This is a genomic window from Paenibacillus sp. URB8-2 (assembly GCF_013393385.1).
Lineage (GTDB): Bacteria > Bacillota > Bacilli > Paenibacillales > Paenibacillaceae > Paenibacillus_AQ.
In genome coordinates this window covers 967,736-992,400 of the sequence record NZ_AP023239.1, presented here as the reverse complement: position 1 = coordinate 992,400, position 24,665 = coordinate 967,736, and the positions used below count along the sequence as shown (strand labels likewise).

Sequence of the window (24,665 nt, the reverse complement as noted above, 5' to 3'; positions counted from 1 at the left end):
GCATGTTGTATGGCTCGTTGTAGGGCAATACGTAGGGCAAGCCTGCTAAAAATCTTGCTTAATCTTGCATTTTGCCCGGTTCACATAGTCCTGAACCGAAGCTCTTGATATCCCAAGCTTATGTGAAATCTCCTGCAAAGTCAAGCCCTGCGCCATGTGAAGCAGAAAACATGTTCGCTCCCGGTCGCTCAATGCAAGAAGTGCCTCAACCATCTGTAGGCGCTCGGCGTTGCCCATCTTCGTGCCGGATAGCTTTATGAACAACTCGCGCTGCCGATACACGTCAGTCCGCTCGGCCCCTCGACGGCTCCCTGGGCGACGTCCCCGTTTCATCCAAGACAAGGCGTATCGCATATCGGCCAGCATGCCAGAGACAACGTCAGCCTCCTCTGCCGCTGCCGGATCGGCCACGTCCAGCGAATCGCGGTAGCGTTCCAGGACATGCGTCTCGGAAGCATATTGCCTGATCAGATCTTCAATCCACGTCACGCTGCTCATGATTGTCCTCCTTCGCAATTACACGATTTATAAACCATTGAGCTTTACGTAAGTCCTCGACGCCACCTTTACGCTTCCAGCGCCAAAGATATTTAATCGCTGTGCCTATGCAATACGCTTCATCTGGCGGCAACCCCTCAATCGCCGATTCGATACCATCGATGCACTCTATGTTCCCCGCAGTGTAATGCTGCGGATGATTCACTGGATCGTTCATAATTTCACCCTTTCTATTCGAGCCTTGACTGCGACCATCAAGGCGTCCTGTCCTACTGCCTTTCCCTTCAGCGCTGCCATGACATCCTCGTCCATCGTGCCCTCGGTCACCAGATGGTGAATGATCACACTGCGCTGCTGTCCCTGGCGGTGCAGCCGGGCGTTAGCCTGCTGGTAAAGTTCAAGGCTCCATGTCAGCCCGTACCAGACGATGATGTTCCCCCCGTCCTGAAGGTTAAGCCCGTGTCCAGCAGAAGCCGGATGAGCCGCCAGAAGCCGTATTTTCCCGGCATTCCAGTTCTCGATATCCTTCACGCCCTCAGCTCCTTTACCAAGACTGTGAGCCTGCGGGAAACGTTTCTGGATACGTTCCAGATCATGCTTGTAGGCGTAGAATACAAGAACCGGATGCCCGTTTGCTGCCTCGATCACGTCCTCTAAGGCATCTAGCTTGGATTCGTGAATCTCACGAACGCCTTTGATCTCGTCGTATACCGCTCCATTCGCCATCTGCAAAAGTTTATTACTCAGAACGGCAGCCGTATTCGCAACAACATCCGCATCCATGAAAGGCAGCAGCAGATCGCGTTCTAGCTGCTTGTACTGCTCCCGGGCTTTATCGTTCAACTTCACGGGAACCGTGCGGTCAATCCGGTCTGGCATGTCCAGCCAATCCTCTGCCTTCATGCTCACCGCGATATCCGAAATTTTGGAGTACACGTTATCCTCTGCTTCCGGCTTTGCCTTCCAGTCGTATACAACATGCGGATTGGCTTTATCCCGCTGCCCTGCGGTCAAATATCGGTCGCGGAACCCGGTAACCGTCTTACCCAAACGCTCTCCTTGGTCGATCAGGTACATTTGCGCCCACAGGTCCTGCAATCCGTTAGGAGCTGGCGTCCCGGTTAACCCGACAATCCGGTTGATCAATGGGCGGACCCGCCGGAGAGCCCGGAAACGCTGCGACTGTCCGTTTTTGAAGCTAGAGAGCTCATCAATCACCACCGTATCAAAAGGCCATTTGCTTCCCGTCTGTGCTACTAGCCATGGGACATTCTCCCGATTGATCACGTATATGTCAGCATCAGTAGTCAGGGCTTTTTTTCGCTGGTTTGCGGTTCCCAGAATCTTGCTGATCCGTAAATGCTTCAGGTGATCCCACTTCTTCGACTCCCGGGCCCATGTGTCATCGGCCACCCGTAAAGGGGCAATCACCAGAATCTTGTCAGCGTCAAAATAGTCATTCTTCAAAGCCTCCAGCGCCGTCAACGTGATTACTGTTTTGCCGAGACCCATTTCAAGAAACAACGCTGACCCAGGGACGTCGATAACATGCTGTATGGCATACTGCTGATAGCCGTGAGGTTTAAATTTCATGGATGCCCGCCTCCGAATCAATCACCCGAACCTCAAATCCCAAATCTTGAAGCTCTCTATGCCGTTTGAGTTGCAGCGGTCGTGGCTGCTCGCCTGGAGCTTTCATCTCGACAATTACCAGTCTTCCGCCAGGCAAGAAGCACAATCGGTCCGGCACGCCTGCCGTTCCCGGTGACACCCACTTCCAGCACTTTCCGCCACGCTCACGAATAGCTTTGACCAAGTCTCGTTCCAATTTTGACTCTCGCAAATTATGATCACTCCTTTGGACAACAAGAACATTATTACGCGCGTATGCGTTCAAAAACGCGTTTAAGTTATATTTCCTCCTATATATAGGGTTAATATACTAATTATCTTATATAGAAGGTTTTTAATGTCCTTGTTGTCCTAAAGTTAATTTTTCCTTACTGCCGCAAGGGTTTCAGGTAGGACAACAAACCATTTTTTTAATGTCATGTAATGTCCATTGTTGTCCTTCTGGAAATCTCTTCTTGTCCTTAATGTCCTCATTTTTCAGGTAATGTCCTGCCTTCTTGTCCTCTATTTTCAAATGCAGTCTGCTTACCATAAAGCTTAAAATTAACCCTGCCTTTCTCCCTTTCATACCAATTCGGAAGCTTTCGTAGGATGTCATAAATCCCCCTAGCTTCCCATCGGCCAAACTTGGCAGGGTCCTGCCCCAAGGCTTCTGCCCAAATCTCCGCAGCGCAGACACGGGTACGCGGAACGCTTCCGTCCGGATCATCCAGATACTCGCGGCGCTGCCAAGTATTTAAGCTTTCCCAGTCTTCTGGTAGCGGTGTATCCAGGAACTTCATTATCAGACCTTCGCGTGGGTCCTCCTCCAGATGCAAGCCTTGTATCCGCTCCGCTTCGTCAGCGGCTTCCTTATCCAGCTCCAAGGCTTCCCCGCCCCTATATAGGTGTAGTGCCTCCGCCCAGATTAACCCTACCAGCTCATCTGTGAGATGGTCCCAGTGGCTCTCCTGCCGCATACTCGGGTCACAATTAACCGGCCAAAAACGGCGGTTCCCCGTCGGGTCCTGAAGAAAATTATGATTATTAGTGGTCCCGAAAAAGACGCATTTACGTGGAAATTCGGATACCTGTCGATCATACGCCACCCGGTACCGGTCATCCGTCTTCGACAGAAACGCCTTGATCTCTTCAACCTCCGCCTTCTTCATGGCTGACAGTTCGCCAATCTCGAATATCCAGGCCCCTTGAAGGTGTTCTCCAGCCTCTTTATTCTCAAACGTACGCAAAGAGTCAGAGAACCATTTCCGCCCCAGCTTAGCCAGCAGACTACTCTTTCCCGCGCCTTGTGGACCGACTAGCACCAGCATATTGTCGAATTTGCATCCAGGTTCATACAGCCGCTTGACGGAAGCCACCATCATCTTGCGCGTTACAGAACGCGTGTAATGGTCATCCGGCGCCCCCAGGTAGGTCACAAAAACGCGGTCGAGTCGTTTAACCCCGTCCCAGTGCTGCGTTTCCAGATACTCCTTGATAGGGTGAAACGTATTGGTATGAACGACTTCCGTAAAAGCATTCTGAATCGTTGTCGCAGATTTGAAATCGTACATTTTTCCAAAATAGTGCAGCATTCGCTTATCATCTGCCCCCAGCCAAGGCTCATATTCCCGCTGCGGCCGTTCCCTTTCTCGCCAAGGCAACGCTTTTCGGATCACTTCTGTATTACCGAACGCATCATACGCCAGAACACCCTGAAAAACGCCATTTCGTAAAATAAGCTCTGCATTCTTGGCTGTAGAGAGAGGCTTCCCGGTCTTGGAGTGAACATCCAATTGAGCCATCCAATCCGGATCGTCGTCTTCAAAATCGCCGAAGTCCTGCGTTAGCCGCACTTTTTTTACGGCCGGATCATTGGCTGCAAAATCGAGCATGGCCTGATGACTTGGCCGTTTAGTCCCCGGTGTATTGGGTTTGACCTCGTCGTCCAGATCACCGAATTTATGAATGCGGATAAGATCAAAAATATTATGGCAATGGCCGTCGTTCGCCGGATCGCTTTGGTGTTCGGAATACGCCCACCAATCATCGTATACCCGCATCCCGCCGACGGACGTACCGCCTGTAAAAGTGTATCGGTCCTCATGGGTAGTCGGCTCATAAGTTTCAGATAGGAATTTCTCCAGTCCTTGGATCATACTGTACACCTGACAGAATGCGCCGATGACACCCGGCTTTTCCGTCGGATCTCCGAGTTTATTCCGCAATGCCTCCAGATGCTTCACGTCATCCGGATGACGTGGCCATTGCGCCGGATCTCGCCAGTCCTCATACTCGCTTAATAACTCGTCCACCGTTGTCGGCGGACCATCCGCGATATGCAGCTCTGGCTCCGCATCCCGGCTGCAGCTGGGCAGATACATCAAGCGGTGAACGTCAAATGTCGTACGGTCAAAGTAATGCAGCCCGATCTCGTCCGCCCTACGCCGGCTTACGGCAGCATGTTCGTCCGGCGACATGGCACGATCCATAGGAGAGACAACCCGATATTTGCGGTTATCCGGGCGGCTGCTGTGCGTGGAATAGACGGCGTATGCCGACGCTCCGAAAGCCAGCTCTACGTTAAACAAGAAGTCGTCGTCCGCATTATCTGCATCTAGCGTTAGAAGCCAGCGGGACTCCACGTTCTCCTTCTTGCGGCGCCCGCTTTTAACCAGCCCGCCGACGAAAGCCTTGCCGTCTTTGATCTTCCCTTTCTCGGCATTGGTCATTCGATCATACTCGGCCATCGTCTCCCCGGTCCGCCGCACCTTTTTGAGCTTTTCAGTGAACTCTTCCCAAGATAGGTATTCAGGTTTCCAGTTGGTGTCTGATCGATTTTTTCCAAACGATATATCTAACATGGCGGTCGCCCTTCCTAAAGCAGCATGTCGTCAAATGCTTCTTGTGCCGCGGTTTCCAGATTCATAGCTGCTGACCGGTAGTAACTTTCCTTAAGCTCAACGCCAACGAAGCGCCGGCCCATTTTGATCGCCTGATAGCCTTCGCTGCCGATGCCAGCAAAAGGCGAGAAGATGACGTCGCCTGGATTGCTCCATAGCTCCACGCACCGTGCAATCACATCGAGCTGCAGCGGGCAAATATGTTTCTCGTCCTTTTCCTCCCGGGATGATCGATATTGAAGCGTGTTACTTTGCCGGATATCCATCCAAACAGGGCTTGCATATCGACGCCACACTTGATGCGAATAGACCTCTCCAGCCGGCTCATCTTCACCATAAAACTCAGTCAGGCCCTCCGGGTGAGTGATAGGCTCCTGGTTATCTCCAGGCTTTCGCATAGTGAACACGTAATCCGGCAGGCCTTGCCGACTAAGATTCGAGTCCTTCATGAGCTGCTTGTGTAGCAGTCCGAGCGCCTTGGTACGGGTCGCCTCGACCAGCGGATCTTTCCAAATGGTCACCTTCGAGTGATAGATAAAACCCTCATCTTCGAACAACTGCCGGATCTGTGCCGGGAAGTCCTTGATTCCGATGAACCCGTCTCTGGACTTCATGGCCGGTACATCCATGCAGTGGAAGCTGACCAATCGTCCCGGCATCGTGATACGGAACAATTCCTTAACTAGAAAACAGAAGTGTGTATAAAACTCCTCATCGCTGGCGCTGTTGCCCATATCCCGTTCACTGTTAGAGTAGGTGTAGAGCGAAGAGAACGGCGGACTGAAAATAGAATAATGAATGCTGTTATCGGGGATGCCGCGCGTGACCTCCACACAATCACCGTGATATAAAGCGAAGTCGTCGGTCACGGTCTCGTTTAATGTATTAACCTGCATACTGCTCACCTCTTAACCATTTCGGGATTGTCATAGCCCGCTTTGCAACATAGGCCGTAACCTGTCGCTCAGTAGACCGGACATTCTCAGATGTAATTTTCTGTGTATATTGAACCATCTCGGCGACCATCCGGCGGAAGTCAGCCTCCTTGCGCTTGATATTCTCTGCCGTGGCGCCTTCTCGGCTCGTCGTGATCATTCGGGCAGTGACAGGGCGCGTCTGTCCAAAGCGGTAGCAACGCCGGATCGCCTGGAAGACCTGTTCAAAGCTGTCTGACAATCCTACGAAGGCCATGTCCGCGCAATGCTGCCAGTTCATTCCGAACCCGGCAATACTGGGCTTGGTCACTAGAACGCGAATCTTACCTTCTGCGAAGTCAAGAAGCGCCCGTTCTTTATGGCCAGGCTTGTCTGATCCTTTAACCTCCACCGCTCCTGGGATTGCCGCTGTCAGCAGCTCCGACTCGATGTTCAAGTCACACCAGACCAAAAAGGGCTCATCGGTTGCGTTGACGATCTCTGCGCAGGCCGATACACGCTGTTCCACCGTCTCGCGTCGCGCCTTCTGCCGCTGAGAGAGCGTCTTCGCCGGTTCTCCATCGACTTCAATCACTAGATCCTCGACCGTAAGCGGTGGTAGAATATAAGCTCCGTCCTCATAACCGAGATCAGACGGCTTTTCGAGAACGATACCCCAGGAAGATACCCATTCCCAGAAAACATCCTCTGCATGACCTTTCAGCCGCCATTTTGCCGTGTCCCCGCCGTCATGGACGAAGTACATGGACAGCATCTCGGAACGGCTCATGACGCCCAGGAATTCGGCATGATTGCCAAGCTCCATATAATCATTGGGCGCAGGAGTCGCCGTACAAGCGAGTCGGTAGGGAGTGTAAGCGAAAGACTCAATCAGCTCTGTCCGGACCTTGCCAGCAAATGATTTAAGAATGGAGGACTCGTCCAACACAACGCCGGAGAACAGAATAGGCTCGAAGTTATGGAGCATTTCATAATTGGTGATATTAAGCCCGGGCTGAACGTCATCTTGGCTCCGGCAGAAATGAATGGTGATTCCGATCTCTGCGCCTTCTCGAATAGTCTGGGCTGCCACAGCCAGCGGAGCCAACAGCAGCACATCACCGCCTGACAGCTCATGAACCTTCTGTGCCCATTCAACCTGCATCCGGCTCTTTCCTAGCCCTGTTCCAGCGAAGATCGCTGCCCGACCGCGCTTTAGTGCCCAGCGGACAATATCCTTCTGAAAGTTGAACAGACCAGAATTCAGACTGTTACGGTCAATATCAAAACCGGACGGCAGCGCAATGACTTTCTTGCTTTGAATGAATGATTCGTACTCCATCCGTCAACCTCTTTTCTGAAAGATAGGTGCTCCAATGTCGCCATGAAGCTCTTGTGTTCTCTGCTTTCCTCTCCGGCCTGCCTCCTGCGGCGGAACCTTTCCCTCTGTAGCTGCCCGCTCATAGCTCCATCCGTGACGCACCCGCCAAGCGAAGCGCTTGTATGGTACACCGTTCTTCCGGGCCAAATCGATGTATTCAGCCGGATGAACCCTAGCAGCCTCCATACCCAAACGGCCATGCCTTGCACGATCTACATCCGTAGCAATCGGCTGAGTGGCCGCCCGCTCCTCACTCCATCCGTATTTCAAAATGCGCTGATAGAACAATTTACGAGGAATGTCGTTGGCTTCGGCTACCTTTCGCCACTCGGACCGGTCTTGCATTGGACGCGGCGGCGTTGTGATCGCACGTTCTTTTTCCCAAGCCCACGAGCGGATACGGTATTCAAGACGCATTCGGCTTACTCCGTTCGCTTCAGCCCGTTCGTATTCTTCGGGTGTAATGTAGAACTCATAAGGCATTTTCCTTTTCGCCTCCTTGGTGGAGCTGCCGGGAGAGTCATGAAGACCTCTCCAAGCACCTTGCCGCTGTCATCTGTAATAATGTCCCATGGTATGTCTTGAAAATAAGGGTCTTCCTTCATAGGCTTATGCCTGAGCAAGCATTGCAGGGTCAACCGACAGTTTTACAATAGCCGGTAAATTGGGAGATACGTCCTCAACCTCCGACAAGTCCACCCCGAGCGCTACAAGAGCTTTGTAAGCTCTCGCCCCATTAGCTTCTGCACCAATAACGCGGTTCAGCTCATTTTCCAGAGTTGATAAATCTGCGAGCTTTTTAGAAAGGGGCTGAACGTCCTTTTGGAGCTGACGAGTTGCATTTTCCAAGGCTTCATTATTAAGATTGACCTCGGACCGAGTAGGATGGTGCACATAGTCACAAATGTCATCCAAGATGCGATTCCGCATGTCGGTACCAAGAGGGAAAATCGTCCGGTTTAAAGATCGAATTACATTCTTGACATCCCATGAAATCGCGCAAGGGTAAAGCTCTGACAGTTCTGTCAACCGATCCGCTAAATTGCTTGCATCCGTTTCGATCTGTTTAACCTGAATCCATTCATTCAAAATAGGGTTAATGGTTGCACTAATTAAGGCTTCAATTTCCTTCCGCGCTTCTTCCTTTTGAAATTTAACTTTTTTTTCCACAAAGTTATACAGCGTTTGCTTAAGCACTTTTTTATGATCCATGAATAATCGCTCCTTAATCTTTTCTATAGAAGGTTGTTTCGAAGCCATCTGCCCGCAGGGGCAATCCTGGCGCCCAAGGAATAGGCTTGCCCATGATATCGGCGATTTCTTCCAGTGAGTCCTGTTCCTCAGGCTCATCAATAATGACCTCATCATGAACGTGCATACGGAGCTGATATCCTCTCGCGTCCAGTTGAAGCATGCTCTCCGCCAGGCAATCCCGGGCGATGGCTTGGACGATATTCTCCACCAGCTTCGGTCCATATGTGTCGATACGGCCCCAGGTCTTCTTCGTCTGATCCACTCCATCGTAGGTCAGCGCGGGCTTGCCGAATTTTCCTTCTTTGATCTGCGGATTGGCGTAGGATAGTCGGCGCCCCGAAGGAAGCTGAAGGAAGAGATAACCGGACTCATAGAGGAAGGAGATTCCGAATTGCAGTTTTACCCGCTTCCGGTCCTGCACAGCAGCCATTGCCGCAGCGTCCACATCCCACCAGAGCTTTGTAATCTTCGGATTAGCTGCTCGCCAGGACTTCACCAGCGGCAGCAGTTCTTCAATTGACAATCCCATTTTCAGAGCGCCCATCACTTCCAAAGCACCCACGCTGCCGCCATACCCTAAAGCCAATTCCGCGATCTTACCCTTCCCGCGTAGATCCTTCGTAATCTCATCAATGGGCAGGTGGAACATCTGCGCAGCAGAGGCTTCATATATCTTGCCGTGGGAGTTAAACACATCAATCCGCCACTGCTCTCCCGCCAGCCAAGCAATTACCCGGGCCTCAATGGCCGAGAAGTCGGAAACAATGAATCGATTACCATCCAGCGGAATGAACGCTGTCCGGATGAGCTGAGACAGAACACCGGGCACACTATCGAACAACAATTCCAGCAGTTCATACTCACCGGCTAAGAGAAGATCCCGGGCAAGCTCCAGATCCTTCAGCTTGTTCTGTGGCAAGTTATGTACCTGGACCAGCCGCCCCGCCCAGCGTCCGGTCCGGTTCGCCCCGTAGAACTGGAGCAGTCCCCGCACCCGATTATCCTGGCAAAGTGCCCGGGACATGGCCTCGTATTTTTTGACGGAGGTTTTGGACATTTCTTGCCGCAGCTCCAGCATGCGCCGGCTGTTCTCTCCTTTTACCTGCTCCAAAAGTACGGGAACCGTATCTTTGGTCAACCCCTCAACGGTTATTCCCTCCTGCTCTTCCAGCCAGGTCTTCAGCTGCGTTACACTGTTCGGATTCTCCAATCCCGTCAGCTCCCGCGCCTCTTCCGTCCGGCGTCGCTGGAAGTCGGCGTCGCATTCAATAGCCCGCTCAACCAGCAGAGGATCAATTCGGATTCCGCTATCGTTAATTTTTTGATCGAGAACCCATAGGCGGTGTTCAAATTCTGAAGGTTCATATTTGAGGAGCTTCTTGCGCACATCACGTTCAGTCTCGACGTCCTGCCCGCAGTAGGACTTAAACCCTGCCCATTTGTCAGGATCATGATGTGGGAAATTCCGCGTCCGTTGTCCATTCGTCTTTGTCGGCTTGCACGGAACGCTGAAATATTTGATGAGTGCTTTCCCCCAAGAGTCCTTCTGTTGCTCCAGCTTCAGCACCTTAGCAACCTGATCCAGTGTGCCAGGCAGACCCATCGTAAGTGCCAAAACAGATGTGCAGCGCCATTGTTCTGCCAGCATCGGCTTTTCGAAGTGTCGGGCCAGCGCCGTTCGTTCGAAATTAGCGTTATATGCCGTCTTGATCACGTCAGGATTCCAGAGTGCATCCAGGACGCGCTGCGGAATATCCTCAAAATCAACCAGGTCAATTACCTGAACCGGCTCATCGTCAAAAGCGTAGCCGAACAGCAGAACTTCAAAGTCAGACGCCTCGACATAGGGGTAAACACCACATTTGGTGATGTCCACGCTGGAAAAAGTTTCGATGTCAATTTGGAGAACAGTCATAGCACTTTCCCACCATGCCGTTGCGGCCACGTAGCATTGAAGGCCATCTTCTCTGTGATCGCCTGTTCCAGATCGATGCCGTAACGACCGCAGGCATCAAACACGCGGATGACAATATCAGCCAACTCGGACGGTATGCCGCAGGGCTTCCAATTCTCGTCTGCTTGATAGTCTAAAGTGAGTACAGATCCCGTACTGTCCGGTCTCGTATATAACATTTTTGCCGGTTGATACCCGTTTCGGAAATCCTCCAGAGCCTCCGATGCCTCGGAGTGAATCAGAGCGATGGTCTCCACGAAACTGCGATCTTCTTCCCACCAGCCTTTACTGACCGCATTGTCATGAGCGGCTTTTACCATATCGTTAATTTGCATACCGATTCCTCCGTTTCCAAGGTTTTTGCGTTTTTATCGGTTAAGAAAAGGGGACCCTTGCGGCATCCCCTGTATCCGTTTAGTTCATGTAGTCTTCATCGTCGCTGGCAAATTCGTCGTCGAAATCATCCTCAGCTGAGCTGCGGCCACCCAGGTAATCGCCATCAGACAGCTTCTGAACATTGTTCAGGCCTGCGGCAATTCCCTTGTTGCCTTTCGTATCGAAGGCATAGAAATTAAGGCTGACGCGCCCAAAGCAGCCGCTATATACCTCCGTGGAATCAAGCACTTCCTGCTTGTCCCGATCAATCACGCCCGGCTTCTGCTTGCTGGTTGCGTTGATAAAGTAGTGACCGGCATATTCCGGGTAATCGTCCGTATCTTTCTCCGAATCCCCGTCGCGCAGCGGCTTCTTCAGATTTGGCGGGATCTTTCCGCCCCATTTGCTCTTCCCGGCTTCAATGGCGGCGTTGATCGCGGCTTGGATCTTTTTCAGCGTCTCCTTGTCCGATTTGGGGATTAAGAGGCACAGGCTGTATTTCGGGTCCTGACCGGCTTCCATTGCCTGCGGCTTGAAAATGTGGCAGTAGCTGAAACGTACCTTTCCTGTAACTACCTTTGTATCTTTGTTAGTAACCGCCATGTGTATATCTCTCCTTTGAGTTGGTTGTGGGATTTTCCTTACTTCAAAACGCCATTTATAGGCGTCCTTGCCGATTTTATTGAAAAGAGCCTTCCAAGCCTTTCTCTTTGTTGGTTGGTCAATTCCAAAACAGAACTGCTTAGACCAGGTGCTCCAAATACCATAACGCTCAGTCATCAGTGAAATCCGCAGCGGCAGATGCAGTCGATGATAGTTCTGGCCGAGGGTCTTTCTCCGGCGCCAAAGTCGGCTTACCCGTAGGCTTGATAATAAGTTCGGACAGTAACTCTTCGAACTTTTTCTTGCCTACGGCCTTCTCCATCGCTGTGATACCAAGCAGCTCCCGAGGCGTCAGGATCTTATCTTCTACAAACCCAACAGCCAGCAGCGCGGCCTGAACAGCATCACGGTCTGAATAGATTCGGTTACTGCGTCCTTCGACCAGCTTCCAGCCTGGGTAACGCACTCCGTGCTTCTCGGCTTGATCCAGGGCGTGTTTCTTGATGTCCTCGGCCCACTTCTGCAGCTGATCGATCCGACCAAGTACGTCCCCTACTTCATCGAGTGAAAGCAGAGAACCGTCACGGAATTCATATTTTGCTAGCTTCAAATTATCTTCTGCACGAGTCCGGCATGTTGCCCGGGCCTTGCAGAATCTGCAGTGGTCGCCAGCAGCAAACTCTCCTTCTCCGGCTGCTGCCATAGCTGCCCGGGGCTTCACGTAATCCTCACCCCAGGAAAGCAGGTCATCGGCAGTCAATTCCTCTGTTGATACGCTGTCTAGGCGTGGCTGAACGATAGTCATTCGAACGGTCTGAATGTCGTAGAGGTACCCGTATCCATCAAGAGCGCCCAAACCATAAAGACGCATCTGACTGTTCTCCTCAGCTGAAACAGGTACTCCTTTCCCATACTTCAGATCAATGACTTCCATTATCCCGTCTGCAATGATCAGCACGTCACCCGTGCCGAAACCGTGAGGAACCCACTCACTGAAATCGAGTCGTTGTTCCAGTAGCACGATGGCATCCTTGGATCGTTTGAAAGCTTCATTCGCCCGTTCCAGCACGATGGACACATAGCCTTGAACGTAATCTTCCATTTCCCGCGAGTAATACTTACCTTTCTGAGCCTGCTTCCACAGCTCGCCATGATCCCAAGCCTTGATTTGGGAAAGGTGGTATTTGAGCCAGATTTCAGACAGCTCATGTGCTGCCGTACCCTCTTCGGCAAAACTTGATGTACTATCTTCGAATTGAGCCTCAAGCTCCGCGCTCGGGGTGCAGGAGAGCCAGCGCTTGGAGCCGCTGGCAGACAATTTCGCATGCGCCCGATTGGCGTGATCGGCCGTCATTCCACAAGCGCCTTCAACGCAGCGAGAAACTCGGCTCTTTTCTCAGCGGGAACGGTGCTGACGGTCTTCGCGCCAAACTTGTCCAGCAGAGCTTTAACCTCTGCCTTCTTGCCCATTTGGCCGACCTCTCCAGCTTTCGCACGGATATCTTCGACGGTGACCTCTTGCAGTGGATCAGGATCCTCTTGCTTAGTCTCGGGCTCCGAATTGGCGGCTTCCTGCTTGATCTCTGGTTCCGAATCCGCGGTCTTTATTTCAGGTTCTTCCTGCTTTTGCGTTGCTTTACTGCGTGTCTTAGGCTTGTCCACTACGGGAGCAGCAGGAGCAGAGCCGGTGAAGGCAGCAGAAAGAACGGCAAATTCGGAGATGGCTTCACTGGCGTTTTCGCCATTAATCGTAATTTGAACTGACATATATAAGTCCTCCTATAAGTAAAATTGGTTATTCGACTACAACAAACTGACCGTCTTCGAGTTTGTACCAGGTATCCGCCTTGATGACCTCGCCGTCGATTTGAACTGTCTTGACGCACAGCGGGACAAGCCTATCATCGACCCAGCCCCATTCGGCCAAGGTGATCCAGCATCCCACTGTGCCGCGAATCCGGTTCTCTCCCGATCCGATAGCAGCGCCGACGGAATCAGAACCTTTCAGATCGAGCTGGGCAGAGTCTCCGCTGCTGGCGAGCTGGGCATGGCGTCCGCTGCTGGCGAGCTGGGCAGAGTCTCCGCTGCTGGCGAGCCGGGCAGAGTCTCCGCTGCTGGCGAGCTGGGCATGGCGTCCGCTGCTGGCGAGCTGGGCATAGCGTCCGCTGCTGGCGAGCTGGGCATAGCGTCCGCTGCTGGCGAGCCGGGCAGAGTCTCCGCTGCTGGCGAGCTGGGCAGAGTCTCCGCTGCTGGCGAGCTGGGCATTGAATCCGGAATCCGGCTCAGAAGGATTGGAAGAGCATTTCTCCCAAAGGAAGTCGAATGAAGCCTTAACGAATCCAGGAAGACCCAGCTTTGCGCCAACGTGCAGTTTATTGGTCACGGACTTGTTGTCTTCCGTCTTAACATCACCTACGGCTTCCACTTCCGTAAACTCGGTGAGATCACCGTTTCTGTCGATCAGCGGGTAGTAATCCAGGGTATCCAGTGGGTTCTCGCAGAAGTGGAAGCCGGAATCACACGGCTCGATACGGCCTGTGTGCTCAAATACTTCATTCTCCTTGTACTGAAAATTCCGGCAAACCAAACCTTTACCAAACGCTTTGTAACCTTTTGACATCTTGCCTCTCCTCTCGATCAGTGCTAAACTGACCTCATAATAGTGGTTTGTATTGCGGACGATTCTAAGGGGTAGGAGCCTGAGAATCGTCTTTTTCGTTTTCTGAAGCATCACCCCTTTCAGGGCTGTCGTCTGCCTTGATTACTACAGCGCCAATGCCTTCGCATAAGCAGTTATTCCCGCAATACAAATCCTTGCCGTGTCTGACTACTCTCTGGCCAAACATAATTTCAGCCTGACATTTTGGATTGGCGCAGAAGTCAATGACTTCGGCCAGCTTCGTCACTTTGCTCAAATGGTTCACCTCCCTTCAAGCTCTGCGATCTCGCCGTCCAGCCAATCCAATGCTGCCGGCGTCACCTCCGGATTGCACTTGGCGCGTCCGTTGTTAATCTGCCATTTCAAACGCTTGAGCTCAAGCCGGCGCCAAGTCGTATCAGCCGACGTCTGAGAATTGCAACTGACTTTCACGGCCAGCCTCCTCCTTTACGCGGATAGCGTGTACTTCTGCGATCTCGTATCTGGCTGCCCCGAGCTTTCCAAGGTGCTGTACTCTTCGGGCGGCCAGTTCGGCTTCGATGGCCTTGTCCAGATGCCATTTTGCGAGGGCTAGATGGTCTTTCACAGTCAATTCGTTATCCATATCCAAGATGGTTATTCTCCTTTCTGCTCTCGTTTGGCGACCCATTGGTCCACCGAAGTCTGCCGGAAATACATCTGCCCACGCTGCCAGAAGTGCGGCAATTCATCATCTTTAACCATTCGCCGAATGGTTCGATCGGAAACCTTCAGATATCGGCAGAGCTCCTTTACATCAAAGATGTTGCTGTACAAGCGCTGATCAATCTCGGGCTGAAGCTCGGCCAGGATTTCTTCGCGGAGCCCCTGCCGGATGTCGGCGCGTAGAGCTTCGATCAGATCATTCGTGTTTGGCATCAGCCGTCCTCCTCAATCTCTATACCTTTTGGTAACGATCCTTCAAACCTAAATAGACTCAGCCCTGCCCCCTCACAAGAGAGTAAACCGGCTATGAACTCATTTCCGGGCGAGCGCTGTCCCTTAAAAACACGGTAGACTTGTACCTTGGAAACTCCGATATTATTCGCCAGATCCTTGTCATCCCAACCTTTACGCTTCATGAATTTCTCTACCGCCTTCACGTTGAGCTCAAGCCTCAAGAGTATTACCTCCTCTCTGTTACCTTATGGTATGTATGATACCCCGAACGATACCAAATGGTAAACATCACTTTTTCGTCGAATTTCCTCGTATTCCTGCATATTCATTGAAATTTCACTTATAATACCTTTTGGTAATAGTTTTTCACCAAATACCTTTACCTTTTGGGACAATTCGATTATATTTATTACCAACAGGTAACAAACTGGAGGTTGCTTATGGACGCTAAGGAATTCGGTAATTATTTACGCGCATTGAGAGAGGAAAGAGATTTAAGTATCAATCAGTTGGCACTTTATTCAGGGGTTAGCAACGCCCAAATATCCCGGATTGAAAATGGTCTGCGGAAACCACCTAAACCAGAAACTCTTCGTAAATTGGCGCAAGCACTCAAAATAGACTACGACGAATTGATGGCGGCAGCCGGACACGTGAATGAAGACGCTCAGCCTGCCCCTGAGTGGGCCACGACCAAAGATAAGCGTGACTTTAAGAAGATGCTGGAGGAAGATGCTCCAGTCATGTTCGATGGCGTGCCGATCAGCGACGAAGATAAAGAGAAAATTAAGCGCGTTATGGAAGCAATGTTCTGGGACGCTAAAGAGAAAAATAAGAAGACGTATGGACGGAAGAAAAAGGGTGATTAAACTACATGGAAATAAACCCCGTGATCCGAAGGCTTCTCCGCAAATACAACACAAATTGCCCCTTCCGACTAGCGGAGTTTTTAAATATAGAAGTATGGTTCAGAGACTTAGGTGAAAATACACGTGGTATGTTCAGGCGTACACTGCGCAGGAAATATATTGTGATTCATTCCGGGATGTCTGAGCAGTGGCAACGATTTATCTGCGCTCATGAATTGGCACACGCCTTACTTCATCCCGGGATCAGTAGGTTCTGGATAGATGAGCATTCCTTCTTCTGTACTGGTCGTTTTGAACGAGAGGCTAACAGATTCGCTGTTCAACTCTTAATCGGCGATGATAGCTTAACAGCTGGAGAAGCCATATACGATATATTGCGCCGTAACAGCATCCCTATTGAAATGTCGCAATTTTACATATAACCTTTCGTGATGACAACCGCAAGGCTATTTACATATGCCGTTAAACCGAACACCAGTTCTTGAAAGGAGGTGAAAAAGACAATGTATTACAAAAATGAAATGATGAATGTCGGGATTTCCAGAGAAGTCCCTGTCTTCAGGCGCATTATCCGTGAAGGAAATGAATTGATTGCCATCATGGAAAACACGAACCGCAGAGTCGTAATCGCATATGTAAGGATGGTGAATTAGGATGGCTTGGAGCGAACATCTTGGAGGAAATAAGTATAAGCTTGTCGAGCGAGACCCATCAAAAGCATCCAGGCCCAAACGATCTATGGTTGTGGAGATGCCACCAGAGATCGTCAACGCACGGTCAGACAAAAAAAGAGATAATTGGCTGGCCGTTCAAGAAGACAAATGGAGCCAGCTCGTGACAACTGGAAAGTACCAGGACAAAGGCAAGAATAGAAGCCGCTCGAAAAAGAAAACCTTTAAAGAATTTATTCCTACATGGAAAAAGGTCTATGCTCAAGAGAATATGAGCGGGGAAACCATTTTTAACAGCAATAACATTATCGAATCAAGATTAATTCCTGAATTCGGTGATTCTTGGCTTGATGAGATTACAACACTTGAGCTTGCTGAATGGTTTGCCGACCTTCGAAATTTGAAGAATGGCAATTTGCTTGCTACAAACTCCAAATTAAATATTTATAAATGCATAAAGTCAATATTTGATAAAGCTCATGAATGGGGAGTGATAACAGAAAACCCGATAGATGGCGTTGATCGGCCCTCCATGAATAAGAAGGAGAAGAAGAGAATCAAGGATGTAAAGCAGAACTATACAAAAACTGAAGTTGCCGAGCTGCTGCTTACTATGTACAAACTGCCTACCAGATGGAGATTATACTTTACTGGGGTTATGTTGGGAGGATTCAGGCGCGGTGAATATTTAGCCGTCGAGTTACCTTGTTTGAATTATGAGGAATCAATGATCTATATCGAAAATCAAATCACGATTGACGAAGAAGGTCAGAAGGTCGAAAGTGAAGTCAAAACAGTTGAATCCGAAGGATGGGTTCCGATGCCTCAATGGTATATGGAAGAATTGCGGGCTTATGAGCGCCAGTGGCGAAAAGAAAAGCTGCAATGTCGTAAGTGGTTAGGCGGAGATAAGCAGTACCTCTTTCATAGCGGTAAGGGCGTTATGTACTACCCCTCTACTGCAACCAATACTTGGGCGAAGTTCTTAAAACGGAACGGCTTCACTCATGTAAAGCTGCACGGCCTACGGCACACAGCTGCAACTTTGCTCCGGGAGCATGGGGCCGATCAACGGAGTATCCAGAAATTTTTGCGACATGCAAAATTGGAGACTACCGATCGTTATACGCATGAGAAAGAAACTGTCCACCGCAGCCTAATTTCTCCACTCGAAGACATGAATCCAAGAAAGCAGAAAATTGCCCCATGAATTGCCCCATAAGCACAAAGTCGTCTGTCATTTGTCGAAAATGCGCAAAGAAAAAACCCTTGCGCCACAAGGGTTTCAGTAAAAGTTTAGGGCAAAGCGGGTGATGGGAATCGAACCCACGCTATCAGCTTGGAAGGCTGAAGTTCTACCATTGAACTACACCCGCAGGTGTAAAATCGGGATGACACGATTCGAACATGCGACCCCCTGGTCCCAAACCAGGTGCTCTACCAAGCTGAGCTACATCCCGTTAATATAATAATGGCGCGCCCTGAGAGATTCGAACTCCCGGCCTTTTGATTCGTAGTCAAACGCTCTATCCAGCTGAGCTAAGGGCGCAAAATATGGAGCGGACGACGGGAATCGAACCCGCGACCCTCGCCTTGGCAAGGCGATGCTCTACCGCTGAGCCACGTCCGCAATAAATATGGTGCGGTCGAGAGGACTCGAACCTCCACGGGGGGTTAGCCCACACGGACCTGAACCGTGCGCGTCTGCCAATTCCGCCACGACCGCAAAAGAATGAAACATGGTGAGCCATGAAGGACTCGAACCTTCGACACCCTGATTAAAAGTCAGGTGCTCTACCAACTGAGCTAATGGCTCGTGTAAGATGGGGTCCCCGAAAAGTACTCGGAGTCATCATCTAAGCTTAACTTCACTTTTTGGGGTGAAGTGGCTGGGGATATAGGATTCGAACCTATGCGTGACGGAGTCAAAGTCCGTTGCCTTACCGCTTGGCTAATCCCCAACAACGATACGTAAATTTTTAAATTAATGGGGCGATCGATGGGACTTGAACCCACGAATGCCGGAGCCACAATCCGGTGCGTTAACCCCTTCGCCACGACCGCCATAGTAAAATGATTCGGTGTAATGGTTGTTCAAGAATAGGTAAGTTAATGGCGGAACCGACGGGATTCGAACCCGCGATCTCCTGCGTGACAGGCAGGCATGTTAGGCCTCTACACCACGGTTCCACGAGGCTTCTTCTCTAAGAAGAATTGGTTGCGGGGGCAGGATTTGAACCTGCGGCCTTCGGGTTATGAGCCCGACGAGCTACCGGGCTGCTCCACCCCGCGTCAGTAATACAAGTATTTATTTTGTAGTATCATGGTGGAGGCTGAGGGGATCGAACCCCCGACCCTCTGCTTGTAAGGCAGATGCTCTCCCAGCTGAGCTAAGCCTCCATATAAATAGTAGTTGGTGACCCGTAGGGGATTCGAACCCCTGTTACCTCCGTGAAAGGGAGGTGTCTTAACCCCTTGACCAACGGGCCATGCTATAAATATGCCATCATTATCCCATCCGACGAGAATCCAACGGAGAGAGAGGGATTCGAACCCTCGAGACGCTTTTGACGCCTACACGATTTCCAATCGTGCTCCTTCGGCCAACTCGGACACCTCTCCATGATGTGTAAGGTACCCCGGAAAGCGGGTAAATAAACATTGCTGTCCATTTATTGCTTTCCGGAGAGGTAACTCCCCGAACAGGACTCGAACCTGTGACAACTCGATTAACAGTCGAGTGCTCTACCAACTGAGCTATCAGGGACCATGGTGGGCCCTAGTGGACTCGAACCACCGACCTCACCCTTATCAGGGGTGCGCTCTAACCAGCTGAGCTAAGGGCCCTCTTGGATAATATGTAAACGTTGCGGGCAAAAAAAATACCCCAACGAAAATATATGACTGTCCGCTTGGCGGCGTCCTACTCTCCCAGGACCCTTCGGTCCAAGTACCATCGGCGCTGGAGGGCTTAACGGTCGTGTTCGGGATGGGTACGCGTGGAACCCCTCCGCCATCGCCACCAAACGGATGTTTTCCGGTCGCTTCGCCTCCCGAATCTCTTCAGGAAAATCATCGACTACAGAAAACGCGCTACAGAGATCTTACTCCCTGAAAACTGGACCGAAACGAATCTTGCATTTTAGAAATTTGGATAAGCCCTCGACCGATTAGTATTGGTCAGCTCCATGCATTGCTGCACTTCCACCTCCAACCTATCTACCTCGTCGTCTTCAAGGGGTCTTACTAATTGGGAAATCTCATCTTGAGGGGGGCTTCACGCTTAGATGCTTTCAGCGCTTATCCCGTCCGTACGTAGCTACCCAGCCATGCTCCTGGCGGAACAACTGGTGCACCAGCGGTACGTCCATCCCGGTCCTCTCGTACTAAGGACAGCTCCTCTCAAATTTCCTACGCCCACGACAGATAGGGACCGAACTGTCTCACGACGTTCTGAACCCAGCTCGCGTACCGCTTTAATGGGCGAACAGCCCAACCCTTGGGACCTACTTCAGCCCCAGGATGCGATGAGCCGACATCGAGGTGCCAAACCTCCCCGTCGATGTGGACTCTTGGGGGAGATAAGCCTGTTATCCCCAGGGTAGCTTTTATCCGTTGAGCGATGGCCCTTCCATGCGGTACCACCGGATCACTAAGCCCGACTTTCGTCCCTGCTCGACTTGTTGGTCTCGCAGTCAAGCTCCCTTCTGCCTTTGCACTCTTCGAATGATTTCCAACCATTCTGGGGAACCTTGGGACGCCTCCGTTACTCTTTAGGAGGCGACCGCCCCAGTCAAACTGCCCGCCTGACACGGTCCCCGCACCCGATGAGGGTGCCAGGTTAGAACCTAGATACGATCAGGGTGGTATCCCAACGGCGCCTCCACCGAAGCTGGCGCTCCGGCTTCTAAGGCTCCCACCTATCCTGTACAGATCGTACCCAAGTTCAATATCAAGCTGCAGTAAAGCTCCATGGGGTCTTTCCGTCTTGTCGCGGGTAACCTGCATCTTCACAGGTATTAAAATTTCACCGGATCTCTCGTTGAGACAGCGCCCAAGTCGTTACGCCATTCGTGCGGGTCAGAATTTACCTGACAAGGAATTTCGCTACCTTAGGACCGTTATAGTTACGGCCGCCGTTTACTGGGGCTTCGGTTCACAGCTTCGGGTTACCCCTAACCGCTCCCCTTAACCTTCCAGCACCGGGCAGGCGTCAGCCCGTATACTTCGCCTTGCGGCTTCGCACAGACCTGTGTTTTGCTAAACAGTCGCTTGGGCCTTTTCACTGCGGCCCCCTCGGGCTATTCACCCTACCGAGGCACCCCTTCTCCCGAAGTTACGGGGTCATTTTGCCGAGTTCCTTAACGAGAGTTCTTCCGCGCGCCTTAGAATTCTCTTCTCGCCTACCTGTGTCGGTTTGCGGTACGGGCACCTTCTCCTGGCTAGAGGCTTTTCTTGGCAGTGTGAGATCATGACCTTCGCTACTGTAATTTTCGCTCCCCATCACAGCCCAGCCTTATGGTGTACGGATTTGCCTATACACCAGCCTCGCTGCTTGGACGGACATCCATCAGTCCGCGTCACTACCCTCCTGCGTCCCCCCATCGCTCATAGCGGATTACGGTGGTACAGGAATATCAACCTGTTGTCCTTCGACTACGCCTGTCGGCCTCGCCTTAGGTCCCGACTTACCCTGAGCGGACGAGCCTTCCTCAGGAAACCTTGGGCTTTCGGCGGATCAGATTCTCACTGATCTTTTCGTTACTCATACCGGCATTCTCACTTGTATGCTGTCCAGCTGTCCTTACAGTCAACCTTCAACCCACATACAACGCTCCCCTACCCCTGATGCAAAGCATCAAGCCATAACTTCGGTGGTGTGTTTAGCCCCGTTACATTTTCGGCGCAGAGTCACTCGACCAGTGAGCTATTACGCACTCTTTCAATGGTGGCTGCTTCTAAGCCAACATCCTGGTTGTCTGTGCAACTCCACATCCTTTCCCACTTAACACACACTTGGGGACCTTAGCTGATGGTCTGGGCTGTTTCCCTTTTGACAATGGATCTTAGCACTCACTGTCTGACTCCCGGTGCATCAGTAGCTGGCATTCGGAGTTTGACTGAGCTTGGTAACCCTTGCGGGCCCCGCACCCAATCAGTGCTCTACCTCCAGTACTGTTAATCACCGAGGCTAGCCCTAAAGCTATTTCGGGGAGAACCAGCTATCTCCGAGTTCGATTGGAATTTCTCCGCTACCCCCACCTCATCCCCGCACTTTTCAACGTGCGTGGGTTCGGGCCTCCAGTGCGTGTTACCGCACCTTCACCCTGGACGGGGGTAGATCACACGGTTTCGGGTCTACGCCCACGTACTTAAGTCGCCCTATTCAGACTCGCTTTCGCTGCGGCTCCGGCTTCTCGCCTTAACCTTGCACGTTAAACGTAACTCGCCGGTTCATTCTACAAAAGGCACGCCATCACCCCTATAACGGGCTCTGACTTCTTGTAAGCACACGGTTTCAGGTACTATTTCACTCCCCTTCCGGGGTGCTTTTCACCTTTCCCTCACGGTACTGTTTCACTATCGGTCGCCAGGGAGTATTTAGCCTTGGCAGATGGTCCTGCCGGATTCATACGGGGTTTCACGTGCCCCGCACTACTCGGGATCCGTCTCGGAGGGAACCAAATTTGGGCTACAGGGCTTTTACCTCTATCGCGGGCCTTTCCAGACCTCTTCGCCTATCTTGTTCCTTTGTAACTCCATGTGAGACGTCCCACAACCCCAGGGAGCAAGCTCCCTGGTTTAGGCTGTTCCGCGTTCGCTCGCCGCTACTGACGGAATCACTCTTGTTTTCTCTTCCTCAGGGTACTTAGATGTTTCAGTTCCCCTGGTCTGCCTCCACCTACCCTATGAATTCAGGTAGGAGTGACTGTGCATTACCACAGCCGGGTTTCCCCATTCGGACACCCCCGGATCAACGCTTGCTTACAGCTCCCCGAGGCATTTTCGTTGTTCGCCACGTCCTTCATCGGCTCCTGGCGCCTAGGCATCCTCCGTGTGCTCTTAGTAGCTTAACCACATGTTTTCCCGTTAGGGAAAATCATGAACCACTATTCACTTCACTTGATCAATCGCTTGACACAAGTTCAGCTAAAAGATGTTCTAAAACGCAATTTTCGTTTCGGTATCCAGTTTTCAAGGATCAAGATTGAGAGTTTGAGCTCTCAAAACTGAGCAACGAGTGAGTAACAGGCCTAAACCTGAATTTTGGAAGCTTAGCTTCCGTATTTGAATGTTTCCGCTCGGGAAACGATTCTCCATAGAAAGGAGGTGATCCAGCCGCACCTTCCGATACGGCTACCTTGTTACGACTTCACCCCAATCATCTACCCCACCTTCGGCGGCTGGCTCCCTTGCGGGTTACCCCACCGACTTCGGGTGTTGTAAACTCTCGTGGTGTGACGGGCGGTGTGTACAAGACCCGGGAACGTATTCACCGCGGCATGCTGATCCGCGATTACTAGCAATTCCGACTTCATGCAGGCGAGTTGCAGCCTGCAATCCGAACTGAGACCGGCTTTATAAGATTGGCTCCACCTCGCGGCTTCGCTTCCCGTTGTACCGGCCATTGTAGTACGTGTGTAGCCCAGGTCATAAGGGGCATGATGATTTGACGTCATCCCCACCTTCCTCCGGTTTGTCACCGGCAGTCACTCTAGAGTGCCCAGCTTCACCTGCTGGCAACTAAAGTCAAGGGTTGCGCTCGTTGCGGGACTTAACCCAACATCTCACGACACGAGCTGACGACAACCATGCACCACCTGTCTCCTCTGTCCCGAAGGCCGCGCCTATCTCTAGACGATTCAGAGGGATGTCAAGACCTGGTAAGGTTCTTCGCGTTGCTTCGAATTAAACCACATACTCCACTGCTTGTGCGGGTCCCCGTCAATTCCTTTGAGTTTCAGTCTTGCGACCGTACTCCCCAGGCGGAGTGCTTACTGTGTTAACTTCGGCACCAAGGGTATCGAAACCCCTAACACCTAGCACTCATCGTTTACGGCGTGGACTACCAGGGTATCTAATCCTGTTTGCTCCCCACGCTTTCGCGCCTCAGCGTCAGTTACAGCCCAGAAAGTCGCCTTCGCCACTGGTGTTCCTCCACATCTCTACGCATTTCACCGCTACACGTGGAATTCCACTTTCCTCTTCTGCACTCAAGCTGCCCAGTTTCCAGTGCGACCACAGGTTGAGCCCATGGTTTAAACACCAGACTTAAACAGCCGCCTGCGCGCGCTTTACGCCCAATAATTCCGGACAACGCTTGCCCCTACGTATTACCGCGGCTGCTGGCACGTAGTTAGCCGGGGCTTTCTTCTCAGGTACCGTCACTCTTGTAGCAGTTACTCTACAAGACGTTCTTCCCTGGCAACAGAGCTTTACGATCCGAAAACCTTCATCACTCACGCGGCGTTGCTCCGTCAGGCTTTCGCCCATTGCGGAAGATTCCCTACTGCTGCCTCCCGTAGGAGTCTGGGCCGTGTCTCAGTCCCAGTGTGGCCGTTCACCCTCTCAGGTCGGCTACGCATCGTCGCCTTGGTGAGCCGTTACCCCACCAACTAGCTAATGCGCCGCAGGCCCATCCCCTGGTAGCAGATTGCTCCGCCTTTCCGCCTTCCAGTATGCACCAGAAGGTCTTATCCGGTATTAGCTACCGTTTCCGGTAGTTATCCCAGTCCAAGGGGCAGGTTGCCTACGTGTTACTCACCCGTCCGCCGCTAAGTCCTTTTGAGAGCAAGCTCTCAAAAGGACTCCGCTCGACTTGCATGTATTAGGCACGCCGCCAGCGTTCGTCCTGAGCCAGGATCAAACTCTCCAATAAGGTTTTTTCGTGCGGTTACCACCCGAATCACTCCGAGAAAATAACCATCCGAAAAGTTTATCGATAGAGCGATTCGCTCATTTTGAAACATCTGACGAGAATTTGCATTCTCTTCATTTTGGAACTCGCCAGAAGCGAATTCCCACTCACTCGTTGTTCAGTTTTCAAAGATCAAA

At 51.5% G+C, this 24,665-nt stretch carries 24 protein-coding genes, 15 tRNA genes and 3 rRNA genes; 4 read left to right on the top strand and 38 right to left on the bottom strand.

What is annotated here, in order from left to right; translation table 11 throughout:
- Positions 1–45: 45 nt before the first annotated feature.
- The 20 genes from PUR_RS04670 to PUR_RS04575 all read right to left on the bottom strand — a co-directional run bounded on the left by PUR_RS04670 (position 46) and on the right by PUR_RS04575 (position 15,291).
- Positions 46–498: a sigma-70 family RNA polymerase sigma factor gene (locus tag PUR_RS04670; RefSeq protein WP_179034229.1), complete on the bottom strand. Its 453-nt coding sequence runs from the start codon at positions 496–498 to the stop codon at positions 46–48.
- Positions 476–715 (bottom strand): DUF3310 domain-containing protein, encoded by a 240-nt coding sequence (locus PUR_RS04665; RefSeq protein ID WP_179034228.1) that lies wholly within the window; start codon positions 713–715, stop codon positions 476–478. The genes PUR_RS04670 and PUR_RS04665 overlap by 23 nt, the downstream gene beginning before the upstream one ends.
- Complete coding sequence (locus PUR_RS04660) at positions 712–2,091, bottom strand: SNF2-related protein (RefSeq protein ID WP_179034227.1); 1,380 nt, start codon at positions 2,089–2,091, stop codon at positions 712–714. The genes PUR_RS04665 and PUR_RS04660 overlap by 4 nt, the downstream gene beginning before the upstream one ends.
- A complete protein-coding gene (locus tag PUR_RS04655) occupies positions 2,081–2,341 on the bottom strand; it encodes a VRR-NUC domain-containing protein (RefSeq protein WP_179034226.1) in 261 nt (86 codons plus the stop codon). The genes PUR_RS04660 and PUR_RS04655 overlap by 11 nt, the downstream gene beginning before the upstream one ends.
- Positions 2,342–2,600: 259 nt before the next feature.
- Entirely contained in the window at positions 2,601–4,973 is a 2,373-nt protein-coding gene (locus tag PUR_RS04650) for a virulence-associated E family protein (protein WP_179034225.1), read from the bottom strand.
- Positions 4,974–4,987: 14 nt separating this feature from the next.
- Entirely contained in the window at positions 4,988–5,908 is a 921-nt protein-coding gene (locus PUR_RS04645) for a DNA-methyltransferase (RefSeq protein ID WP_179034224.1), read from the bottom strand.
- Positions 5,898–7,268, bottom strand: coding sequence for a DEAD/DEAH box helicase (locus tag PUR_RS04640; RefSeq protein ID WP_179034223.1), 1,371 nt, complete (start codon positions 7,266–7,268; stop codon positions 5,898–5,900). Before PUR_RS04640 ends, PUR_RS04645 begins: the two co-directional genes overlap by 11 nt.
- Before the next feature lie 3 nt (positions 7,269–7,271).
- Positions 7,272–7,790, bottom strand: coding sequence for a hypothetical protein (locus PUR_RS04635; RefSeq protein ID WP_179034222.1), 519 nt, complete (start codon positions 7,788–7,790; stop codon positions 7,272–7,274).
- A 126-nt stretch (positions 7,791–7,916) separates the two neighbouring features.
- Positions 7,917–8,519: a hypothetical protein gene (locus tag PUR_RS04630; RefSeq protein ID WP_179034221.1), complete on the bottom strand. Its 603-nt coding sequence runs from the start codon at positions 8,517–8,519 to the stop codon at positions 7,917–7,919.
- A gap of 13 nt (positions 8,520–8,532) precedes the next feature.
- Positions 8,533–10,476, bottom strand: a complete 1,944-nt coding sequence (locus PUR_RS04625; protein ID WP_179034220.1) for a DNA polymerase — start codon at positions 10,474–10,476, stop codon at positions 8,533–8,535.
- Entirely contained in the window at positions 10,473–10,850 is a 378-nt protein-coding gene (locus PUR_RS04620) for a nucleoside triphosphate pyrophosphohydrolase family protein (protein WP_179034219.1), read from the bottom strand. Before PUR_RS04620 ends, PUR_RS04625 begins: the two co-directional genes overlap by 4 nt.
- Positions 10,851–10,929: 79 nt before the next feature.
- Positions 10,930–11,493 carry a DUF2815 family protein gene (locus tag PUR_RS04615; RefSeq protein ID WP_179034218.1) on the bottom strand — a complete coding sequence of 188 codons (564 nt, stop codon included), beginning with the start codon at positions 11,491–11,493 and terminating at the stop codon, positions 10,930–10,932.
- Positions 11,494–11,662: 169 nt separating this feature from the next.
- Positions 11,663–12,847, bottom strand: coding sequence for a DUF2800 domain-containing protein (locus PUR_RS04610; protein ID WP_179034217.1), 1,185 nt, complete (start codon positions 12,845–12,847; stop codon positions 11,663–11,665).
- Positions 12,844–13,260: a hypothetical protein gene (locus PUR_RS04605; protein WP_179034216.1), complete on the bottom strand. Its 417-nt coding sequence runs from the start codon at positions 13,258–13,260 to the stop codon at positions 12,844–12,846. The genes PUR_RS04610 and PUR_RS04605 overlap by 4 nt, the downstream gene beginning before the upstream one ends.
- A 28-nt stretch (positions 13,261–13,288) precedes the next feature.
- Positions 13,289–14,113, bottom strand: a complete 825-nt coding sequence (locus PUR_RS04600) for a DUF7666 domain-containing protein (RefSeq protein WP_179034215.1) — start codon at positions 14,111–14,113, stop codon at positions 13,289–13,291.
- Between the two features lie 64 nt (positions 14,114–14,177).
- Positions 14,178–14,408 (bottom strand): hypothetical protein, encoded by a 231-nt coding sequence (locus PUR_RS04595; protein WP_179034214.1) that lies wholly within the window; start codon positions 14,406–14,408, stop codon positions 14,178–14,180.
- A gap of 5 nt (positions 14,409–14,413) precedes the next feature.
- Positions 14,414–14,584, bottom strand: a complete 171-nt coding sequence (locus tag PUR_RS04590; RefSeq protein ID WP_179034213.1) for a hypothetical protein — start codon at positions 14,582–14,584, stop codon at positions 14,414–14,416.
- Positions 14,550–14,762 (bottom strand): hypothetical protein, encoded by a 213-nt coding sequence (locus tag PUR_RS04585; RefSeq protein WP_179034212.1) that lies wholly within the window; start codon positions 14,760–14,762, stop codon positions 14,550–14,552. Before PUR_RS04585 ends, PUR_RS04590 begins: the two co-directional genes overlap by 35 nt.
- A gap of 5 nt (positions 14,763–14,767) precedes the next feature.
- Positions 14,768–15,049, bottom strand: coding sequence for a helix-turn-helix domain-containing protein (locus PUR_RS04580; protein WP_179034211.1), 282 nt, complete (start codon positions 15,047–15,049; stop codon positions 14,768–14,770).
- Positions 15,049–15,291, bottom strand: a complete 243-nt coding sequence (locus PUR_RS04575) for a helix-turn-helix domain-containing protein (protein ID WP_179034210.1) — start codon at positions 15,289–15,291, stop codon at positions 15,049–15,051. Before PUR_RS04575 ends, PUR_RS04580 begins: the two co-directional genes overlap by 1 nt.
- A gap of 219 nt (positions 15,292–15,510) precedes the next feature.
- Here PUR_RS04575 and PUR_RS04570 point away from each other — a divergent pair, with 219 nt between their 5' ends.
- From PUR_RS04570 to PUR_RS04555, 4 genes are all read left to right on the top strand, one after another.
- Entirely contained in the window at positions 15,511–15,939 is a 429-nt protein-coding gene (locus tag PUR_RS04570) for a helix-turn-helix domain-containing protein (protein ID WP_179034209.1), read from the top strand.
- A gap of 5 nt (positions 15,940–15,944) precedes the next feature.
- Positions 15,945–16,361, top strand: coding sequence for an ImmA/IrrE family metallo-endopeptidase (locus tag PUR_RS04565; protein ID WP_179034208.1), 417 nt, complete (start codon positions 15,945–15,947; stop codon positions 16,359–16,361).
- Between the two features lie 81 nt (positions 16,362–16,442).
- Positions 16,443–16,592, top strand: a complete 150-nt coding sequence (locus PUR_RS04560; protein WP_179034207.1) for a hypothetical protein — start codon at positions 16,443–16,445, stop codon at positions 16,590–16,592.
- A gap of 1 nt (position 16,593) precedes the next feature.
- Positions 16,594–17,820, top strand: coding sequence for a tyrosine-type recombinase/integrase (locus tag PUR_RS04555; protein WP_179034206.1), 1,227 nt, complete (start codon positions 16,594–16,596; stop codon positions 17,818–17,820).
- A 95-nt stretch (positions 17,821–17,915) separates the two neighbouring features.
- Here PUR_RS04555 and PUR_RS04550 read toward each other — a convergent pair.
- The 18 genes from PUR_RS04550 to PUR_RS04465 all read right to left on the bottom strand — a co-directional run bounded on the left by PUR_RS04550 (position 17,916) and on the right by PUR_RS04465 (position 24,489).
- Positions 17,916–17,986 (bottom strand) — tRNA-Gly (locus PUR_RS04550).
- 10 nt (positions 17,987–17,996) lie between these two features.
- Positions 17,997–18,070, bottom strand: a tRNA-Pro gene (locus tag PUR_RS04545).
- 12 nt (positions 18,071–18,082) lie between these two features.
- Positions 18,083–18,159: transfer RNA gene (locus PUR_RS04540), tRNA-Arg, on the bottom strand.
- A 6-nt stretch (positions 18,160–18,165) separates the two neighbouring features.
- Positions 18,166–18,240, bottom strand: a tRNA-Gly gene (locus tag PUR_RS04535).
- 8 nt (positions 18,241–18,248) lie between these two features.
- Positions 18,249–18,336 (bottom strand) — tRNA-Leu (locus tag PUR_RS04530).
- A 14-nt stretch (positions 18,337–18,350) separates the two neighbouring features.
- Positions 18,351–18,426: transfer RNA gene (locus PUR_RS04525), tRNA-Lys, on the bottom strand.
- Positions 18,427–18,496: 70 nt separating this feature from the next.
- Positions 18,497–18,571 (bottom strand) — tRNA-Gln (locus tag PUR_RS04520).
- Between the two features lie 27 nt (positions 18,572–18,598).
- Positions 18,599–18,674 (bottom strand) — tRNA-His (locus PUR_RS04515).
- Positions 18,675–18,723: 49 nt separating this feature from the next.
- Positions 18,724–18,800 (bottom strand) — tRNA-Asp (locus tag PUR_RS04510).
- Between the two features lie 25 nt (positions 18,801–18,825).
- Positions 18,826–18,902, bottom strand: a tRNA-Met gene (locus tag PUR_RS04505).
- A gap of 32 nt (positions 18,903–18,934) precedes the next feature.
- Positions 18,935–19,010 (bottom strand) — tRNA-Val (locus PUR_RS04500).
- A 14-nt stretch (positions 19,011–19,024) separates the two neighbouring features.
- Positions 19,025–19,099: transfer RNA gene (locus tag PUR_RS04495), tRNA-Glu, on the bottom strand.
- 44 nt (positions 19,100–19,143) lie between these two features.
- Positions 19,144–19,232: transfer RNA gene (locus PUR_RS04490), tRNA-Ser, on the bottom strand.
- Between the two features lie 72 nt (positions 19,233–19,304).
- Positions 19,305–19,377 (bottom strand) — tRNA-Asn (locus tag PUR_RS04485).
- A 3-nt stretch (positions 19,378–19,380) separates the two neighbouring features.
- Positions 19,381–19,457, bottom strand: a tRNA-Ile gene (locus tag PUR_RS04480).
- 63 nt (positions 19,458–19,520) lie between these two features.
- Positions 19,521–19,637: ribosomal RNA gene (gene rrf / locus PUR_RS04475) — 5S ribosomal RNA — on the bottom strand.
- Positions 19,638–19,760: 123 nt separating this feature from the next.
- Positions 19,761–22,687 (bottom strand): 23S ribosomal RNA (locus tag PUR_RS04470).
- A gap of 246 nt (positions 22,688–22,933) precedes the next feature.
- A 16S ribosomal RNA gene (locus PUR_RS04465) occupies positions 22,934–24,489 on the bottom strand.
- Together the 16S, 23S and 5S rRNA genes with 15 tRNA genes alongside form the textbook arrangement of a ribosomal RNA operon.
- Between the last annotated feature and the right edge of the window lie 176 nt (positions 24,490–24,665).

What these genes read in the sequence shown, in the direction of transcription:
- PUR_RS04670 (WP_179034229.1), bottom strand. Translation starts at nt 498, where the DNA reads ATGAGCAGCGTGACGTGGATTGAAGATCTGATCAGGCAATATGCTTCC.
- PUR_RS04665 (WP_179034228.1), bottom strand. Translation starts at nt 715, where the DNA reads ATGAACGATCCAGTGAATCATCCGCAGCATTACACTGCGGGGAACATA.
- PUR_RS04660 (WP_179034227.1), bottom strand. Translation starts at nt 2,091, where the DNA reads ATGAAATTTAAACCTCACGGCTATCAGCAGTATGCCATACAGCATGTT.
- PUR_RS04650 (WP_179034225.1), bottom strand. Translation starts at nt 4,973, where the DNA reads ATGTTAGATATATCGTTTGGAAAAAATCGATCAGACACCAACTGGAAA.
- PUR_RS04645 (WP_179034224.1), bottom strand. Translation starts at nt 5,908, where the DNA reads ATGCAGGTTAATACATTAAACGAGACCGTGACCGACGACTTCGCTTTA.
- PUR_RS04640 (WP_179034223.1), bottom strand. Translation starts at nt 7,268, where the DNA reads ATGGAGTACGAATCATTCATTCAAAGCAAGAAAGTCATTGCGCTGCCG.
- PUR_RS04635 (WP_179034222.1), bottom strand. Translation starts at nt 7,790, where the DNA reads ATGCCTTATGAGTTCTACATTACACCCGAAGAATACGAACGGGCTGAA.
- PUR_RS04630 (WP_179034221.1), bottom strand. Translation starts at nt 8,519, where the DNA reads ATGGATCATAAAAAAGTGCTTAAGCAAACGCTGTATAACTTTGTGGAA.
- PUR_RS04625 (WP_179034220.1), bottom strand. Translation starts at nt 10,476, where the DNA reads ATGACTGTTCTCCAAATTGACATCGAAACTTTTTCCAGCGTGGACATC.
- PUR_RS04620 (WP_179034219.1), bottom strand. Translation starts at nt 10,850, where the DNA reads ATGCAAATTAACGATATGGTAAAAGCCGCTCATGACAATGCGGTCAGT.
- PUR_RS04615 (WP_179034218.1), bottom strand. Translation starts at nt 11,493, where the DNA reads ATGGCGGTTACTAACAAAGATACAAAGGTAGTTACAGGAAAGGTACGT.
- PUR_RS04610 (WP_179034217.1), bottom strand. Translation starts at nt 12,847, where the DNA reads ATGACGGCCGATCACGCCAATCGGGCGCATGCGAAATTGTCTGCCAGC.
- PUR_RS04605 (WP_179034216.1), bottom strand. Translation starts at nt 13,260, where the DNA reads ATGTCAGTTCAAATTACGATTAATGGCGAAAACGCCAGTGAAGCCATC.
- PUR_RS04600 (WP_179034215.1), bottom strand. Translation starts at nt 14,113, where the DNA reads ATGTCAAAAGGTTACAAAGCGTTTGGTAAAGGTTTGGTTTGCCGGAAT.
- PUR_RS04580 (WP_179034211.1), bottom strand. Translation starts at nt 15,049, where the DNA reads ATGCCAAACACGAATGATCTGATCGAAGCTCTACGCGCCGACATCCGG.
- PUR_RS04570 (WP_179034209.1), top strand. Translation starts at nt 15,511, where the DNA reads ATGGACGCTAAGGAATTCGGTAATTATTTACGCGCATTGAGAGAGGAA.
- PUR_RS04565 (WP_179034208.1), top strand. Translation starts at nt 15,945, where the DNA reads ATGGAAATAAACCCCGTGATCCGAAGGCTTCTCCGCAAATACAACACA.
- PUR_RS04560 (WP_179034207.1), top strand. Translation starts at nt 16,443, where the DNA reads ATGTATTACAAAAATGAAATGATGAATGTCGGGATTTCCAGAGAAGTC.
- PUR_RS04555 (WP_179034206.1), top strand. Translation starts at nt 16,594, where the DNA reads ATGGCTTGGAGCGAACATCTTGGAGGAAATAAGTATAAGCTTGTCGAG.